This is a genomic window from uncultured Roseibium sp. (assembly GCF_963675095.2).
Taxonomy (GTDB): domain Bacteria; phylum Pseudomonadota; class Alphaproteobacteria; order Rhizobiales; family Stappiaceae; genus Roseibium.
Genome location: NZ_CAXXSJ010000069.1, coordinates 112,141 through 127,868, shown reverse-complemented (window position 1 = coordinate 127,868; position 15,728 = coordinate 112,141). Strand labels below are relative to the sequence as shown.

Annotated in this window: 16 protein-coding genes and 1 tRNA gene; 16 read left to right on the top strand and 1 reads right to left on the bottom strand. The window is 62.9% G+C overall.

Annotated features, from left to right (window positions below; genetic code table 11):
* The first annotated feature begins 30 nt into the window (after positions 1-30).
* The 14 genes from ABIN98_RS27025 to ABIN98_RS26960 all read left to right on the top strand — a co-directional run bounded on the left by ABIN98_RS27025 (position 31) and on the right by ABIN98_RS26960 (position 12,012).
* Complete coding sequence (locus tag ABIN98_RS27025) at positions 31-471, top strand: phage morphogenesis protein (protein ID WP_346915036.1); 441 nt, start codon at positions 31-33, stop codon at positions 469-471.
* A 198-nt stretch (positions 472-669) separates the two neighbouring features.
* Complete coding sequence (locus ABIN98_RS27020; protein ID WP_346915034.1) at positions 670-1,080, top strand: DUF3168 domain-containing protein; 411 nt, start codon at positions 670-672, stop codon at positions 1,078-1,080.
* Complete coding sequence (locus tag ABIN98_RS27015; protein WP_346915032.1) at positions 1,081-1,686, top strand: hypothetical protein; 606 nt, start codon at positions 1,081-1,083, stop codon at positions 1,684-1,686. It abuts the gene before it with no gap.
* Between the two features lie 193 nt (positions 1,687-1,879).
* Positions 1,880-2,341: a hypothetical protein gene (locus ABIN98_RS27010; RefSeq protein WP_346915030.1), complete on the top strand. Its 462-nt coding sequence runs from the start codon at positions 1,880-1,882 to the stop codon at positions 2,339-2,341.
* A gap of 8 nt (positions 2,342-2,349) precedes the next feature.
* Positions 2,350-2,601: a hypothetical protein gene (locus ABIN98_RS27005; protein WP_346915028.1), complete on the top strand. Its 252-nt coding sequence runs from the start codon at positions 2,350-2,352 to the stop codon at positions 2,599-2,601.
* Entirely contained in the window at positions 2,594-4,516 is a 1,923-nt protein-coding gene (locus tag ABIN98_RS27000; RefSeq protein WP_346915026.1) for a hypothetical protein, read from the top strand. Before ABIN98_RS27005 ends, ABIN98_RS27000 begins: the two co-directional genes overlap by 8 nt.
* On the top strand, positions 4,513-4,935 hold the full coding sequence (locus tag ABIN98_RS26995) for a hypothetical protein (protein ID WP_346915024.1): 423 nt from the start codon (positions 4,513-4,515) through the stop codon (positions 4,933-4,935). Before ABIN98_RS27000 ends, ABIN98_RS26995 begins: the two co-directional genes overlap by 4 nt.
* Complete coding sequence (locus ABIN98_RS26990) at positions 4,932-5,465, top strand: hypothetical protein (protein WP_346915022.1); 534 nt, start codon at positions 4,932-4,934, stop codon at positions 5,463-5,465. The genes ABIN98_RS26995 and ABIN98_RS26990 overlap by 4 nt, the downstream gene beginning before the upstream one ends.
* Before the next feature lie 93 nt (positions 5,466-5,558).
* Positions 5,559-5,888 carry a peptidoglycan endopeptidase gene (locus ABIN98_RS26985; RefSeq protein ID WP_346915020.1) on the top strand — a complete coding sequence of 110 codons (330 nt, stop codon included), beginning with the start codon at positions 5,559-5,561 and terminating at the stop codon, positions 5,886-5,888.
* 6 nt (positions 5,889-5,894) lie between these two features.
* The gene (locus ABIN98_RS26980; protein ID WP_346915018.1) at positions 5,895-8,918 is read left to right on the top strand and encodes a hypothetical protein; all 3,024 of its coding nucleotides are present in this window, start codon (positions 5,895-5,897) and stop codon (positions 8,916-8,918) included.
* A gap of 131 nt (positions 8,919-9,049) precedes the next feature.
* Positions 9,050-10,864 carry a hypothetical protein gene (locus tag ABIN98_RS26975; protein WP_346915016.1) on the top strand — a complete coding sequence of 605 codons (1,815 nt, stop codon included), beginning with the start codon at positions 9,050-9,052 and terminating at the stop codon, positions 10,862-10,864.
* A gap of 328 nt (positions 10,865-11,192) precedes the next feature.
* The gene (locus ABIN98_RS26970; RefSeq protein ID WP_394701634.1) at positions 11,193-11,393 is read left to right on the top strand and encodes a Com family DNA-binding transcriptional regulator; all 201 of its coding nucleotides are present in this window, start codon (positions 11,193-11,195) and stop codon (positions 11,391-11,393) included.
* Positions 11,360-11,836 carry a DNA methyltransferase gene (locus tag ABIN98_RS26965; RefSeq protein WP_346915014.1) on the top strand — a complete coding sequence of 159 codons (477 nt, stop codon included), beginning with the start codon at positions 11,360-11,362 and terminating at the stop codon, positions 11,834-11,836. The genes ABIN98_RS26970 and ABIN98_RS26965 overlap by 34 nt, the downstream gene beginning before the upstream one ends.
* Positions 11,837-11,850: 14 nt before the next feature.
* The gene (locus ABIN98_RS26960; protein ID WP_346915384.1) at positions 11,851-12,012 is read left to right on the top strand and encodes a DNA methyltransferase; all 162 of its coding nucleotides are present in this window, start codon (positions 11,851-11,853) and stop codon (positions 12,010-12,012) included.
* Between the two features lie 539 nt (positions 12,013-12,551).
* Here the strand turns inward: ABIN98_RS26960 and ABIN98_RS26955 are convergent.
* Positions 12,552-12,640 (bottom strand) — tRNA-Ser (locus ABIN98_RS26955).
* 913 nt (positions 12,641-13,553) lie between these two features.
* Between ABIN98_RS26955 and ABIN98_RS26950 the strand changes: the two genes are divergently transcribed.
* Together ABIN98_RS26950 and ABIN98_RS26945 are read left to right on the top strand one after the other, a co-directional pair.
* Entirely contained in the window at positions 13,554-14,426 is an 873-nt protein-coding gene (locus ABIN98_RS26950; RefSeq protein WP_394701633.1) for a septal ring lytic transglycosylase RlpA family protein, read from the top strand.
* Between the two features lie 107 nt (positions 14,427-14,533).
* Positions 14,534-15,697 (top strand): D-alanyl-D-alanine carboxypeptidase family protein, encoded by a 1,164-nt coding sequence (locus ABIN98_RS26945; RefSeq protein WP_346915012.1) that lies wholly within the window; start codon positions 14,534-14,536, stop codon positions 15,695-15,697.
* The last annotated feature ends 31 nt before the right edge of the window (positions 15,698-15,728 follow it).

Sequence of the window (15,728 nt, the reverse complement as noted above, 5' to 3'; positions counted from 1 at the left end):
GGCCTTTCTGATCGCCCTTGGGAGAAACTATTGCCTGGCAAGACAAAGTCCCTGAAATGGTTCGGCAAGGCCGTTACCAAGAACATGCGCGAGGCCCAGATCGAAGGGGTCAACCGGACCATGGCCGCGTGCGCGGCCGAGGCCAAGGCGAACCACGAGTGGCAGAACCGGACGGCCACCCTGGAAGGGGCGATCGATATCGCGGATTACGCCGCGCCGGTGACGGACGGGGTCAAGGGGACCTGGGGCGCGCGCGATGTGGTCTATGCGCTGATCCAGGAGCTGGGCGGAACCATCAAGGCCAAGAACGCCAAGGCGCTGGCGATCCCCCAGGACGACGGCTCGGTGCGTTTCGTGAAGTCGGTCGAGATCCCCGCACGGCCTTATCTGCGGCCGGCCGCGGACAAGGAATATCCCAAGCTGGCCGGGCGGATCAAAAAGGCCTTTGAACGGCGTTCGAAGAAGGTTTGAACGGGATATTCCAGTCCCCTTGACATCGCCGGCCGGCGCCCGGATGCTTGCCCGGCTTTTCCTGAAATCACCCGTCCGTCCCATTCATCCGCGCACCTGCGCGGATGTTTCCCCGCAGCCCTGATCCCTAGCCTTGGCACATCTTCCCGGCATCCCGCCGGGCTTGGTGTTTGCGAGGCTTTCGTGGCTGAGGCGGGTTTGATCATTGCACTTGTGGATGCGCTCAAGGCGGATGGCAATGTTGCCGCCATCGCCGGCGCGCGCGTCTTCGGTGGCGAACTGCCGAAAGGTGAAACCCGCCACATGCCGCGCGCGGCGATCGTGCTTCAGCCCTCGGGCGGTGTTTCGCTCGCTGCTGGCAGCTACATGGATCACGACACCCAACGCGTCGATGCGCTTTGCTATGGCGCCACCCCCTTGGAAGCCAATGCCCTGGGCGGCATTTGCCGCCGCGCACTGACAAGCATTCGCCGCCAAGTCGTATCGGGGTGCCTGATCCACTGGATTGAGCCAGCGGGCGGCATATCCGCTCGCCGCGACCAGCCCACCCAATGGCCGGTCGCATTCCGGCCCTTTCAAGCCTTTCACGCCCTTCAGGAGGTCTCCTAGATGTCAGAACCCTTTGAAATCATCGCGGCGCCGTTCACCGCTTATGTCGCCCCGGTCGGGGAGGCTTTCCCGGCCGTCGACGCCGATCCCGCCGGCAACTGGGTGAAGATCGGCACCAATGGCGACGAAAGCATGGACGAGGAGGGCGTGACGGTTCAACACGCCCAGGAACTCAACAAGGTCCGGTCCCTCGGCTCGACCGCGCCTCTCAAGGCCTTCCGGACCGCCGAAGATCTCATGATTTCGTTCACCCTCCTGGATGTCACGCTGGAAGCGACCAGCCTTGGTCTGAATTCGAACACCGTTGCGACCACGGCGGCCGGCAGCGGTACGGCCGGTTTCAAGACGCTGCAGTTCTACCAGGGCGAACAGGTGGCGACGATGGCGCTGCTTTTGCGCGCCGGCGTGAGCCCCTACGCGGCGGCCATGAACATGCAGTACCAGCTGCCCCGCTGCTTCCAGTCGGGAAATCCGGAGCCGGTTTATCGGAAGGGCGAGCCCGCCGGCTTTGCGCTGGAGTTCACCGCCTTGAAGGATCCGAACGCGGTGACGAAGGCCGCGTCCTTCGGCCAGCTCGTGATCCAGCATCAGGTCGCGTTGCCGTAGGCCGCGACTATGGATGAGCAGGCAGCGTCGGCCAGGGCCCGAGACCTCGACGCGACGGCCCGGCGGCACAAGCGGGAAGAAGGCCGGCACCGCCGGGCAGCCAGGACCGCCCGCCAGAAGCTCGCCGCGCTGGAAGCCGAATGCAGGCGGTGCGGCATCACACTCACAATCGAACCAGGCGAAGGAACCCTCCATGGCCAAGCAACCCGTCCTCGACCTCAACACGCTGATCGACCGGCCGAAGATCAACATCGACGGAAAGGCGTTTGACCTCTATTCGGCCGAGGAGCTTTCCATCCTCGACAGCCAGTGGTTCACGGTGAAAGGCCAGGAGATCGAGGCGGCCGCCGGCAAGGACAATCAGGAAGAGGTCGAGGGCCTGGTTTCGGAGGTTTGCAGGCGCTGCCTGGTTGCCTGTCCGGATGAGGTCTTCGACCGTCTGTCCGGCTCTCACAAGATGGCGATCGCGGAGCTTTTTACGCGGCTCCTGCTGCAACGCAAGACGCGGGTGGCAGGAGCGATCGCGCAAATGGTTCTGGAAAGCCGGAAGAAGACCCCAGCGACACCGACTGGGGCGTCGAGCTCGCCCGGCTCCAGCGCTTCTTCGGCGGCGATCCGGACTGGTGGCTCCGCAAAGCGCCGGCCGCGCTCGTGAGGGCCTATATGACCATGCTGCCCCGCCTCCAGGCCGAAGAGCGCATGGGCGCGATCAGCATCGGGCTGTTATCCTCCGGGTATGCCGACAAGAAGGACGTGACGCACGCGATGCGGCGTTTGCAGGCAATCGCCGGGGGCGGGCGCAGGAAGGCCGCAGCGCCAACTCCTGAAACCCTTGCGGCCGTCGGCATCGAAATGGTGATCGTGCCACCCGGATCGAACACGGCCGGCGAGGCCGGGGAGCCGGGCGATGGCTGAACGGCTCGGCGAAGCCCTTCTGGATCTCAAGACCGACGACAAGGCGTTTGACCGTGGCGTTGAGAGGGCAGAGCGGAAGGCGCTCGGCCTCGGGCGCACCTTCGACCTGACCGCCTCAAAGGCGCTCAAGATGGGGCGCAATCTTGCGATCGCGGCGGCGGCCGGAACGGCGGCGCTCGGCATCCTGGTCAAGAAGACGATCGATCACGCCGATGCCATGAGCAAAGCAGCGGCGCGGTCCGGGGTCACCACGGAAGCGCTGTCCCGCCTCGCCTGGGCCGGCGATCTTTCCGACGTGAGCCTGGAGACGCTGACGGGAAGCATCTTCCGCCTGTCCAACGCCATGGCCCAGGCAGCATCCGGAAAGGACAAGGATCTCCAGGCGATCTTCAAGGGCCTTGGTATTGCCGTGACAGACGCGGAGGGCCGGCTCAGGTCGGCGGACGCGGTTCTGATGGATTTCGCCGATGTCTTCGCGACCCTGGAGAACGGCTCCGAGAAGACGGCCCTTGCGGTCAAGGTCTTCGGGCGATCAGGCGCGCAATTGATCCCGCTTTTGAACAACGGCCGCAAGGGCCTTGCCGATATGGCAGCGGAGGCCGATCGTCTGGGACTGACCATCAGCACCAAGATGGGCCACGATGCGGAGCTGTTCAACGATACTCTGGCGCGGATCAAGGCGCAGATCCGGGGGGTCGTCGTCCAGATTGCCGGCGACATGCTGCCCACGCTTCAGGACTTCGCCGACAAGCTCGCGGATCCGTCCTTCCGCCAGGACGCCATGGACATGGCAAAGGACGTGGTGGCGGCCTTCGGTCTGATTGCCGAGGCCATCAAGGGCGTGCTCGGTCTTTTGAATGACCTGGGCGAAGGCTGGAAGACGCTGAAGGGCTATGTGGAGTGGGCCAACACCCACGACATATTCGGAAACGAGATCGCACCGGACTTCAAAGGGCCGATCGACACCACGGGCGGCAGTACGGTTACGAACAAAGCCGGGAAGGGCGACCGGACGGCCGGGCGGTTCGCGGACACGTTCGGCGCGGCTGGCGCTAACGACGGGAGGACGGTGAACGCGCCGGCACCGGCCAAACTGCCGCCATCCCTCTCGTCTCTCCTGGGCGGAGCCGGCGGCGGGACCAGCGAACTGGATCGCCAACGCCAAGCGGTAAAGGATTTGATCGCCACCCTTCAGGAGGAACTCGACGTCCTGCGCGAGAGCGATCCCGTGCAACAGGAAATGATCCGCCTGCGCGGCACGCTCGCGGCCGCGACACCGGAACAAACGCAGGCGGTCGAGGACCTCGTCGCCGCGACCATCAGGGAACGCGAGCAGCTCTACGCCCTCAATGATGCATTCCAGACTTTTGGCGACATGTCCCTGGACGCGATCGACGGCTTGTTGGACGGCAGCCGGGATCTGGACGATACGCTCGGAGATCTCGCGAAATCGTTGCAGCGGATGGTGCTTCAGGCGGCTTTGCTGGGACAGGGGCCGCTTGCCAATCTGTTCGGTATGTCCGCCCCGGCGGGTGGCGGTCCGGGCGGGTTGTTTGGGACGATTTTCAAATCCATTTTCAGCGGTTTTCATGCCAAGGGCGGGCTGATCCCGAACGGATCGTTCGGCATTGTCGGTGACGCGGGTCCGGAGCCGGTGATCGGCACGTCCAGGGGCGCAATGGTGCTGCCGAATTCGACGCTCCGAAACATGGAGGATCGGGGCGCCGGCGGGCAGTTCAACTTTCAGCAAAACATCACCCCGCCGGATGGCTTCGAAGCGCGCACCCGCGAGGAGAATACGCCGGGCGGAAAACGTCAGGAGGTATGGTTCGAGGAGGCGGTCGGCTCCGCGATCGGCAAGCGCGGCAGCGCCCAGAGCGCCGTGCGCAACGTGGGGAGGCTGACAAGGCGATGACGCTTCCAAGCTGGCCCACGGACCTGATCGAACCGGTTGGCGACAACTGGAAGCTCGTGCGTGGCGATGCGCGCCGGCGCGGCCAGGGCGACCAGGGACCGCCACGGATGCGCCGGGGGATCTCCAAGGCCGTCGACCAGGTCCAGATGTCCTTTGTCGTCACCCACAACGAGCGAGCGAGGTTCGAGCGGTTTTATGTGGAAGATACGGCCGAAGGCGCTTTGCCCTTCCTGATGCCAGACTGGTCGCGCAACGGCGATTATTTGACCATGGCTGACGGCACCTTTCTGACGGACGCCTCAGGCAATTATCTGACCATTGCCGCAACCTGGCTTTGCCTGTTCGGCGAGCAGCTGCCGTCCTATTCGGCGATCGGCGCCCACTGGCAGCTGTCCTTCAGCGTGACGGTGCTGCCATGAGCCGGAAGATTTCCCTCAACGCGCGGCTCGCGCTCGATGCGGACGGCTCCGAAGAAGTCGAAGTCGTCCTGCTGCAATTCACCCATCCCGAAACCAGTCAGATCGTCCGTTTGTCTACCGATCCGACCGAACGGCTGAGTGTTGAACCGCTGCAGTACGGCACGCGCTCCACCTGGCTGGGCGCCAATCCGAAGAAGGATGACGAGGCTTTCCTGTTTGTCCTTGTTTCGGTTCTGATCCCGGACGATCAGGAGACCGCGCCGCCGGCCATGCGCGTCGTCATGGAGGGCGTGGACAACGAACTGGCGCAGGTGCTGCGATCGACAACGGAGCGGGCCGAGGCCTCCATGGCTGTGGTGTTGGCGTCCTCTCCTGACGTCGTCGAGCAGGAGTGGCGGAACTTCAAACTGGTCAGGGCGGAAGGGCAAGGCGAGGGCATCACGCTGACCTTGTCGCGGGCGCCACTGACGGAGGAACCCTGGCCGGCCGGCCGGATGACGCGCGAACGCTTTCCGGGGCTGCACCCATGAAGCCACGCGACGAACACTGGAGCGAGGACTTCCTCGGGCTTCCCTTCAAGGACCTCGGCCGCACCCGCGACGGGCGTCGACTGCTGGGGGCTGGTGCGCCTGGTCCTGGGCGAGTTCGGCGTCCACGTTCCGTCCTATACCGAGGGTTACGCCGCAGTCTCTGAGCGCGCCGAGATCTCCGGATTGATCAATGGGGCGAAAACTTTCTGGCACCCGGTCGAGGATCCCCGTGAGCTGGACGTCGTCACCTTCCGGCGCGGACGGCTTGAGTGTCACGTTGGTATCGTCGTGCGGCCAGGGCTGATGCTGCATGTGACCGACGACCGGCCGTCCTGCATCGAACTCTATCGGGACGAGCACTGGGCGCGACGGCTGACCGGCTTCTGGCGGCACGAGGATCTCCTGGGCGAGGTGCGGACATGACCGGCCTTGCGCACCCCCGTCTCGGTCATTCCAGCGATCGGGCCCGACGCCGGCCGGCTGGACCTTGAGGCCCCCGAAGGCCTGAGCGTGGCGGCGATCGTGGATCTGGCGCTTCCCGGCGTGCCGCAGACGGTCCGCGATCGCGCCAGGGTGTGGCTGGTCGACAACCGGGGCGAAATGCTTCTGCCGGACCCGCGCGCCTGGCACCGGATCACCCCCAAAGCCGGCGTGCGCGTGATGATCCGGATCGTGCCGGGCGGGGACACGGTGCGCAACGTGCTTCTGATTGCCGTCTCGATCGCGGCGATCGCGATCGGCCAGGTCTGGGTCGGGCCGCTGATCGCGGGCCTGACCGGATCGGCGCTGCTCGGTCAGGTGGCCGCCGGCGTCGCGGCGGCCGGGTTGGGGATCCTCGGCAGCTTCCTGGTCAACGCCCTTATTCCGCCGAGTGCTCCCAGGGCAAATGCGGGGCAGGAGCTGCAGGCGGAAAAGCCCCTTTACCAGATTTCCGGGTGGCGCAATCAGATGGCGCCGGACGGCGTGGTGCCCTCCCTCCTAGGCAAGGTGCGGGTCGCACCGGTGTTCGCGGCGCCGAGTTATTCGGAGATCGTGGGCGATGACCAGTACGTGCGCGCGTTGCTCAACTTCGGCTACGGCCCGGTGTCCCTGTCCGGGATGAAGATTGGCGAGACGCCGATCGAGAGCTTCGACGAGGTGCAGACCGAGATCCGGGAAGGCTATGCCTCGGATGAACCGGTGACGATCTATCCAAGCCAGGTGATTGAGGAGAGCCTCGGCATCGAATTGCGGCGGGATCGCTTGCGGGACGACGCGGGCGTCGTGATCGGCGACGGACCGATGACGCCGACTTCCCGGTTCACGGCAGGCGACTGTGCGGAAGTCAATCTTATCTGGCATTTTCCCGGCGGCCTGATCCACTACGACGGAGAGGGCAATGCCCAATCGCGAAGCGTGGCGATCCGTATCCGGCAGAGGCCCGCTTCGGGAGGCGACTGGCAGGAACTCCCGACGATCACCTTTACGGCGAAAAAGCGCGAGGGCTTCTTCCGACAATTCAGGTGGACGCTGCCGAGCCGGGGACGCTGGGAAATCGAGCTGGCGCGCGGCACGGATGAAAGCCTGGATGCAAACACTTCCGACCGGGTCAACTGGCTGGCGATGCAGAGCTTCCGGCCGGAATATCCGCTCAATTTCGACAAGCCGCTGTGCCTGGTCGCGATCAGGGTGAAGGCGACCTATCAGCTCAACTCGTCGCTGGACACGTTCAACGCCGTGGCCGAGCGGGTGCTTCCGGATTGGGATCACGCAACACAACGCTGGGTGACACGGGCAACCCGCAACCCCGCCTCCCACTACCGGCACGTGCTGCAGGGACCGGAAAACACCTGGCCGGAACCGGACAGCGCGATCGACCTGGAGGCGCTCCAGGACTGGCACGACTTCTGCCGGGTGAAGGGGCTCAAGTACGACCGGGACCGTAACTTTGAGGCATCGACATGGGACGCGCTTACCGAAATCGCCGGCGCCGGCCGGGCTGCCCCACGCTACGACGGGACGAAGTGGAGCGTCGTGATCGACCGGCCGCAGGCGCTGGTCGTTGCACACATCAATTCGCGCAACAGCCGCGACTTTTCCTGGTCGCGCAACTACATCGAGCCGCCCGACGCCTTCCGCGTGCGCTTCCTGGACGAGACGGCCGACTATCAGCAACGTGAGCGCGTTGTCCGTTGGCCGGGCTTCACCGGGGACATCGATGTCACCGAGGAGCTGCAGCTGCCCGGCAAGACCGATCCGGACGAGGTCTGGATAGAGGCACGGCGGCGGCAATATGAGGTGATTTACCGGCCGGACGTTTTTTCGGCCGTGCAGGATGGGGCTGTCCGGACAGCGACACGCGGTGATTTCGTGAAGGCCAGCTACGAGGTGCTGAAGAACACGCTGGCGGCGCTCAAGGTGACGGCCGTGCGCGGCCAGGCCGTGACCCTCGACGGGTACGTGGAGATGGGAGCGGGCGTGAATTACGCCGTCCGGTTCATGAAGCAGGTCGGTACGGGCGACGACGCTACCTTCGAAAGTGTTCTCCGGAGCATCCGCACGGTACCGGGCCGGACCGACACAATCATCCTTGCGGGTGGCGGGGATCTTCCCGTGCGCGGCGATCTTATCCAGTTCGGTCCTGCTGGCGAGGAAAGCATCGATCTGGTGATCTCCGGTGTCCAGGCGGGTGAGCAGATGACCAATGTCATTTCCATGCTGGCCCAGGCGCCAGAGATCGACACCTTGACCGATGCCGATGTGCCGCCCGCCTGGAATGGCCGTGCGGGCGGAGACGCGACCGGCGAGCATTGCTGTTCCGAATATCCCGGCCGTGTCGTCGATCGAGACCCATTTCGCGGGCGGTGCCGGCGACGGATTGATCGTGCTGTTGGTGCCGGGAGGCGGCGCGTCGGCGGCGACGTTCACGATCCGGCACCGGATCGACGGCGGAACCGTCTGGTCGGAGATCACCGAAGCCGCAGGGTCTGGAGCGATCATCGTTACCGGCTATGCGGCCGACGACACGGTCGAAATGCAGCGCAAGGCAACCAGCGCCGAGGGGTATTCAAGCGACTGGTCGACCAGCTTTGCCGGAACCGTTGTCGCCAATACGGAGACGCCTCCGCTGGCGGTTACCACCGGATCGGTCACGGGCGGTACCGGCGAGGCGGACTTCACCATGTCCACGCCGGACGATCCGTCGATCGCGGAAATTCGGCTGACCTATTCCGCAAATTCGGATGGCTCGTCACCGTTCGAGATCGTCACTTTCGGCGCATCTGCGAGCGGGAACTACACGCGCACGGAAACCGTGCCGGCTGGCAGTTGGTACTTCTTCGCCGAAACACTCACCGCCGGGGGGGACGCCTTCGATGGCGTTCGCGCTCGGTCAGGCAACGGTTCTTTAAAGGGGTTTTAAATGACCGCTCAGAGCGCAACGATCAACCTGCCTCTCGCATCGACCATCGATGAACTGATCGGCAATCGAACGGCCGATGGTATCAACGACGTCTCGCGGATACCCGTCACCGATTTGGCGGCGCAGGTTCAAAACCTAATCGGTACCTTTGTTTTCGCCGACAAGGCCACTCTCGAAGGCGCTAATGTTGCAGACGATTGTAACGTCAGTGCGGATCATGGGCTATGGCGCACCAGGCGATGGCGGTGGCGGGTATTACCACAAGGGCGCGTCCGTGCCGGCCCATGCCGGTTACATCATTTCTAATGATGGCAAGATCTGGGTGCTGTCGGAAAAGTGGCCGAGCGTAAAGTGCTTCGGCGCAGTCAACGGCGCGGACAACGACAACCGGGCGGCGATCCAGAACGCGATCAACTCCGGCTACCGGCTGACCGGCGACTTCGAAACCTACGGCGTCAACGGCAAGCTGACCGGGGTCGCCGGCCTGAACTGGAGCTTCCTGAAGATTAAGCAGCTTGGGGCCGGTGAAGAAGGCTTCCGAATGACCTTCGAGGCCGTCGATTGCGATAATCTGACAATGATGCAGGTCGCGTTCGACCGGAATGGCAACGGCGAAAACGACGGCCTTGTCCTTCCGCACTACGAAAACGGCTACCTGAACAACGCTTTCACCTTCCGCGTCGTTCGCGGCAAGAACCATTATTTTGCCGATCTCGAAGTTTTCGGCGACGACAGCGGCCAGGGCCTACATTTCGCCTACCTCGACAAGACGTCGACGGTGGTCCGGCCTTACGCGCACGATATGTTTGCCGTTCGTCGGGACATGACGGTCACGATCGACGACACTATCCAGTCAATCACCTTCGATTATTGCACCGACCTTGTGGTCGAAGGCATCCGGTTTCATGACATTGGCGTTCAGGTGATCAATTCGTCGGACGGCAAGATGACCGCCGGATACCCGACGCTCTATACCTATTCCGGTGCCTTCGTCGGCACCGACGTGGGCAAGCAGATCACAGTCAAGGGAGCCGGTGTGGGTGGGGCCGATCTGGTCGCGACGATCCTCGCCCGGATCAGTTCGACCACCGTGACCCTGTCGGTCAATGCGGCAACGACAGTCGAAGGAGCCGTAGTCCTGTTCACTTGGGAGCCGGCCAATCGCCATTGTCGCGGCGTCGTGCTTGGCGGTTGCGTCGATGTGAGCCTGGTCAACGGCGTCGGCGGCTTGGCGGGCCAGCTTATCGATGTGACCGGCGGCGCGGGGAATGTCCGGTGCAAGATCCTGGGCTGGACCCTATATGACGCGCACGACCACGCAGTGAAACTGGCGAATACGGCGGTCGAGTGCCTGGTCGCTGATTGCATTTCCTGGCGGATCGGGCTTCAGGCCTTCCTGTGCTCCGGGCCGTCGGCGCCACTGACCGAGAACTTTCCGCGCAACAACGTTTTCATGAATTTGAAAGCCATCGATACCGGCCACAATGGCCCGTGGGACGACTTCGACAAGGTCGCCGCCTTCGCGAACCTTAAGAACGATTACCACCCGACCTATCCGCAGGGCACGCTGTTCATTAACTGCGTGGAAACCTCCGGAACAAACTCGGTCAACTACGCCTTCTTCAACGATGTTGAGCCGACCCTGGGCGCACTCTGTAAGACCGAAAACTGCCGTTCGGACAGTACGGTCAAGGTAGAGCGGTTCGCCGGTTTCCATGAGCCGGTGGTGAAGCTGGTCAAAAAGGCCGTTCAGGCCATCCCGAACGATGGCGGCGATCCCTATGAGGCGATCACCTTCGGGGCGTCTGACCTGGAAGTCGAGGACACCTGCAAGGCGCACGATCCCAGCACTAACCCGGAACGGATCCTTGTGCCGGAACCGGGACGTTACGATCTCATCGTCGATGTTCGCTGGGCCGGTGCTTCCGGCGGCGTGCGCGATATTTTCTCGGGATCGACGGCGCGCTGGCGGATGCCGATTGGGGCTGGGATCGCGTGACCTCAAATGGCGCCGGAGAGTTCTTCCAGAAATGGACCTGCACCGACATAGACTTGGACACAAACCAGGCGGTGACAACCAGGCTGCACCAGGACAACGGCGCGCCGGTAAACATCCTTCCCGGAACGCGCGTCACATTGCGGAAAGCCGCATGATGATCGTTTGTAGCATGCGGAGGATTTAGGGGGACGGGTGGTCCGGACCCGAAGATCCGGACGGCGGGCCTCCATCGCCAAACTTCAGCCCGCCCGGCAGCACCAAGAGACAACTGCCACACCCGCTGCTCGCGCGAGCCGCGCCAGTGTGGCCGAGTCTTCAATAGGATGGAATGCAGGAAATCAGGTGCGGGAGCTGCCGCCGCCTCTTGTTCAAGGCAGCAGAACGAGCGATAGCTGATGTTATCGAACTGAAGTGCCCACGATGTGGGACTTTGAATTCCCTGAGGCCATTCGAGCCCTTCTCCGAACGCCAAGAGCGCCGTCCTTTGGAGAAGACATGCTCTGGCAACTGTTCCAACAAGACGCCCTGATCTGGCTCGCCGATCAATCGGCCGAGCAATACGACGCCCTCATAACCGACCCGCCCTATAGCTCGGGCGGCTTGCATGCCAAGGACCGCGCCGGCGATAGTGCGAACGCAAAGTACGTCAACAATCCAGGAAAGTACCCTGAGTTTTCCGGCGAGAACCGGGACCAGCATTCCTACATGCTCTGGTCGACCATGTGGCTGACCGAAGCGCACCGTGTGCTTAAGCCCGGATCGCCCTTCCTGGTCTTCACCGACTGGCGGCAGCTTTCCGTCATGATCAATGCGGTGCAGGCGGCCGGCTTCACCTATCGCGGCTGCGTACCCTGGACAAGACGGAAGCATGCCGGCCGGCGAAGGGGCGGTTCCGCCAACAGGCGGAATTCATTCTGTGGGGCTCAAAAGGCCCGTGGCATGACAAGGACGGTCCGACTTATCCGGGTGTGATCCGGCACGGCGTGATGGCCGGCGGTCCGAAACTGCACACTACGGGCAAGCCCCTACCTCTGATGGACGCGCTGGTGCAGGTCTGCCCGGCCGGCACGATCATCGACCCTTTCGCAGGCTCCGGCACAACAGGCGTTGCAGCCCTTCGCTCGGGGCGACGGTTTGTTGGGGTGTGAGCGGGAAGAGGCCTATCACCAGATCGCTAGCGAGCGGCTTTCAAAGGCGGCGTAAACGGGCTTTAATCGTGAGGCGGTAGGTGGCCTGTTGCGGGCGCCTGCCGCGTCAATTCGTGGGCAAGGAAAGCAGGGCGGCCGATTGCGTTCGTTAGCAACACTTCAGGAACTGAAAGATGCGGATCACCGCCTGTACGGTCATTGCGGCAACCCACGGTGCGGCCGAGGGCGGGCGTTGGATCTCAACGCCCTGATCGCGCATTACGGCCCAGGCTATGTGGTGATCCGGGAAAAGCGCATTGCCAGGGCGCTGGTCTGCTCCGATGCGGCCACAAGGGCGGCAAGGTCACAATCAACCCACCGACCTGATCAGTCCGCAAAAGCGTCGGTCTGGTCTTCACGAAATAGATGCCAAGTGAAGTTGCGCGCCGTGCCATTCGAAATTGCGCGCTACACAATCGACAACCCGTTCGGCACGAGGTTGTAACCTATGTCTCCGGTACAAACTGTTACCCATGTCTCCGGTCGGGCAATAGGGGAAATGGCGGAAGAGGTGGGATTCGAACCCACGGAACGCTTGCACGCTCGCCGGTTTTCAAGACCGTGCCTTCAACCACTCGGCCACTCTTCCGTTCGTCCCGTTTCCAGTGTTCCGCCGACAAAGTCAAGAGGTATGAGCCAACGAGGCCGACACGCCCTGGGGGAAGGCGTGCCGGCTGACGTGTGGAGGTATGGGAAGAAAGGGAGGCCGCCGGTCGTGGTGTCGTGGGCAGGGTAGAGACCGGCGGCCAAAGCTGGGTGGTGAACCCAGCATGCTTCGCGACAGGGCGGTCGCTAGCAACAAGGACACACTATGGTCGGTCTTGGATTTCGCTCTGTGACGTGCGTCACAAACAGGTCGATGGCGGCAAAGCGCTCGGAGCCATTCGTGTTTCTCTCCGAAAAACAGCGACGTGGGACGCCCAAGAAAGCGCCGGTCTTGGGAAAACCGCCATTAGGTCTTTGTCCTATCTCGACGTCGCATTCACTTTACAGTAAGAACATTTGTGCTAGTAGCTGAAACAAATGCCTGAGCGGGGCCGGGCATTCAGGTCATTCGGCACTTTCGATTTGTCCGGAAAAGGGACTCGAAGTGAACCGGAGGCCAGAATTATTGTGCTAGACGGAATCGCGTGTGCACGGGCCGCCAACGCGTAGTGAGTAGGACGGCGGGATGCTAGGGATGGCGTTGAAGGTGGCACTAAGGTCGCCTGCTCGAAAGCCGCACCAGATAAAACGGCAGCCGAAAAGTACGGCTTGCTGATCGCTACCGGTGATCGGAGCCGGTGGTCGACCCTTGGTGCGCAACTCAGAACCGGTATTCTGGTCGTCATGGCAGCGGGACTTCTTGCTGCTTGCGGGACGACGGGTCCGGTTCAGAAATCCAAATTCAGCCCGAAGAAATACGGTGTCAAAGGCAGCCCGAAAGTGGTCGCCGAAGGGAAGCCCGTGCCGAAAGGCGGCGGACGCTACATCGTCGGCAAGAAATACAAGATTGCCGGCAAGTGGTACTACCGAAAGAAGATCCGAACTACAAAAAGGTCGGCCTGGCATCCTGGTACGGTCCGACTTTCCACGGCCGCAAAACCGCAAATGGCGAGATTTTCGACCGGAATGCGCTGACTGCGGCCCACACCACCATGCCGTTGCCGTCTTATGCCAAGGTAACGAACATGAGCAACGGCCGCTCCATGATCGTTCGCGTCAATGACCGCGGCCCATTCCATGGAAACCGGGTGATCGACCTTTCCGAACGCGTCGCCACGATGCTCGACACCAAGAGCCACGGTGTGGCCAAGGTGAAAGTTGAATACGTCGGGCGCGCGCGCATGGACGGTCATGACGAATCCTTCCTGATGGCATCCTACAGCGGTCCGGGAGCCGTCACTCCGGGAGGAACGGTGCCAGGTACCCTCATGGCTCAGGCAACGCCGCCCGCTCCGGTCTTCGGTCGGGCACCTGCACCGGCGCCGCGGCCCTACGGCGGATCCGTCCTGCTGGCGTCTGCGTCTCACACGGGTTCGACCTATCAGGTCGCCTATGATCCGGCGCTGGCTTTCGAGTCCAGCCAGTCGACCATCGCTGTGGCATCGCTCAATACGTTTTCTCAGTCCAATGCGCCGCAGGCAGCCCCGGTTGCTGCAACAGCCTATAGCCCGCAACCGGCCGCTTACGCGGAACCGGCCCCTGCCGGCGCTGCTTCCGGCACGCTCGGCGTCCTGCGTGTTCCGGCTGCCGGCACTCCGCGCAATCTGCTGAGTGGAAGTGCCGTTTCGTCCTATAGCGCCAACAACCGGATCAATGCCGCCTACGATGCGGTTTCCGGCATGGCTGCCGGATCGGTGCCCTCGTCCCGCCTTGCCCGGAACGGGAACTGAAAACAGCCGGAATCGGGGTCGAAAACGCTTGCACCCGGCCTCTGGGCAGGCGACTCTTGTCCCGGATTCGGGAGGTCGCTCCAATGTCGTGTGCTGGCAAATCGTTGGTGCTTAATCTCAAAGTGTTGACCGTGGCGGCCGGCCTGCTGGCTGGCGGCTTGGGGTTGCCTGTGCCCGAGGCCGGGGCCGAGACGCTCAAAACCAATGCGCCGATGGCGTATCTCTACGAACCCGAAAGCAAAACCATTCTGTTTGCCAAGGAGGCGGACAAGCCTTTCGAACCCGGTTCGCTGGCGAAGGTCATGACCGCCGCAACCGTCTTCGCGGCCATGTCGGAAGGCGAGATCCTGCCCCATACCAAATGCAGGATCAGTGAACATGCCTGGCGGACCGGCGGTGCTCCGGCCGGTGGAACGACCATGTTCGCGGCCATCAAATCCGAGATTGAAGTTCTCGATCTGCTTCAGGGGCTCATCGTGCACCATGGCAACGATGCGGCGATCGCGCTGGCGGAATGCCTGGATGGCAGCGAGGAGAAATTCGCCGAACGCATGACGGTCCTTGCGAAGAACATCGGCATGACCGGATCCCGCTTCGTCAATCCGACCGGCTATCAGAGCGAGGTCGCAAAGACGACCGTGCGCGATCTGGTGCGTCTCGGCGATTACATCGTGGAGAATCATCGCGCCTATTATCCGATGTTCTCCCAGCCGGATTTCACCTGGAACAAGATCTTTCAGCGCAACAAGGATCCGCTGCTGGGCGAGATCCGGGAACTGGACGGCCTCGGGGCCGGGCAGAGCGAAACGGATGGCTACGCGGCCCTTGCCTCTGTCGAACGTGACGGCAGGCGGGTGATAGCAGCCGTTGCCGGGCTTCCCAGCGACAAGGCCCGTCTGGCGGCGGCCAAAGAGGTGATCGAAGGCTCTTGGGAGTACTTCGGCATCTCGAAGATCTATTCCCGCGGAGACACGATCGCGAATGCCCGTGTCTTCGGCGGCACACAGTCCGAAGTCCCGCTTATTGCAAGCAGCGATGTGTCGGTGCTGTTGCCGCGCGGTACGACGTTGGATTATCGGTTGCGTGTCGTTTACTCCGGCCCCTTGACTGCGCCGGTTACCGCCGGGACTGCGACCGGAGAGCTGCGGGTGATCGGCGCGAACGGGATCGTCTATCGCGCGCCCCTGGAAACCGGCGCCTCGGTACCTGAAGGCAGCATGCAGGAAAAGGCGTTGGACGGACTGATGGAATTGCTGTTCGGCTGGCTTTAGAAATCCTATGACAGGCAATCGAACAAAAGCC

Bases quoted from the DNA above. Each gene is read 5' to 3' on its own strand.
- ABIN98_RS27005 (WP_346915028.1), top strand. From the start codon at position 2,350: ATGACCATGCTGCCCCGCCTCCAGGCCGAAGAGCGCATGGGCGCGATC.
- ABIN98_RS27015 (WP_346915032.1), top strand. From the start codon at position 1,081: ATGTCAGAACCCTTTGAAATCATCGCGGCGCCGTTCACCGCTTATGTC.
- ABIN98_RS26990 (WP_346915022.1), top strand. From the start codon at position 4,932: ATGAGCCGGAAGATTTCCCTCAACGCGCGGCTCGCGCTCGATGCGGAC.
- ABIN98_RS26975 (WP_346915016.1), top strand. From the start codon at position 9,050: ATGTTGCAGACGATTGTAACGTCAGTGCGGATCATGGGCTATGGCGCA.
- ABIN98_RS26970 (WP_394701634.1), top strand. From the start codon at position 11,193: ATGCAGGAAATCAGGTGCGGGAGCTGCCGCCGCCTCTTGTTCAAGGCA.
- ABIN98_RS27010 (WP_346915030.1), top strand. From the start codon at position 1,880: ATGGCCAAGCAACCCGTCCTCGACCTCAACACGCTGATCGACCGGCCG.
- ABIN98_RS26960 (WP_346915384.1), top strand. From the start codon at position 11,851: ATGGCCGGCGGTCCGAAACTGCACACTACGGGCAAGCCCCTACCTCTG.
- ABIN98_RS26995 (WP_346915024.1), top strand. From the start codon at position 4,513: ATGACGCTTCCAAGCTGGCCCACGGACCTGATCGAACCGGTTGGCGAC.
- ABIN98_RS26965 (WP_346915014.1), top strand. From the start codon at position 11,360: ATGCTCTGGCAACTGTTCCAACAAGACGCCCTGATCTGGCTCGCCGAT.
- ABIN98_RS27000 (WP_346915026.1), top strand. From the start codon at position 2,594: ATGGCTGAACGGCTCGGCGAAGCCCTTCTGGATCTCAAGACCGACGAC.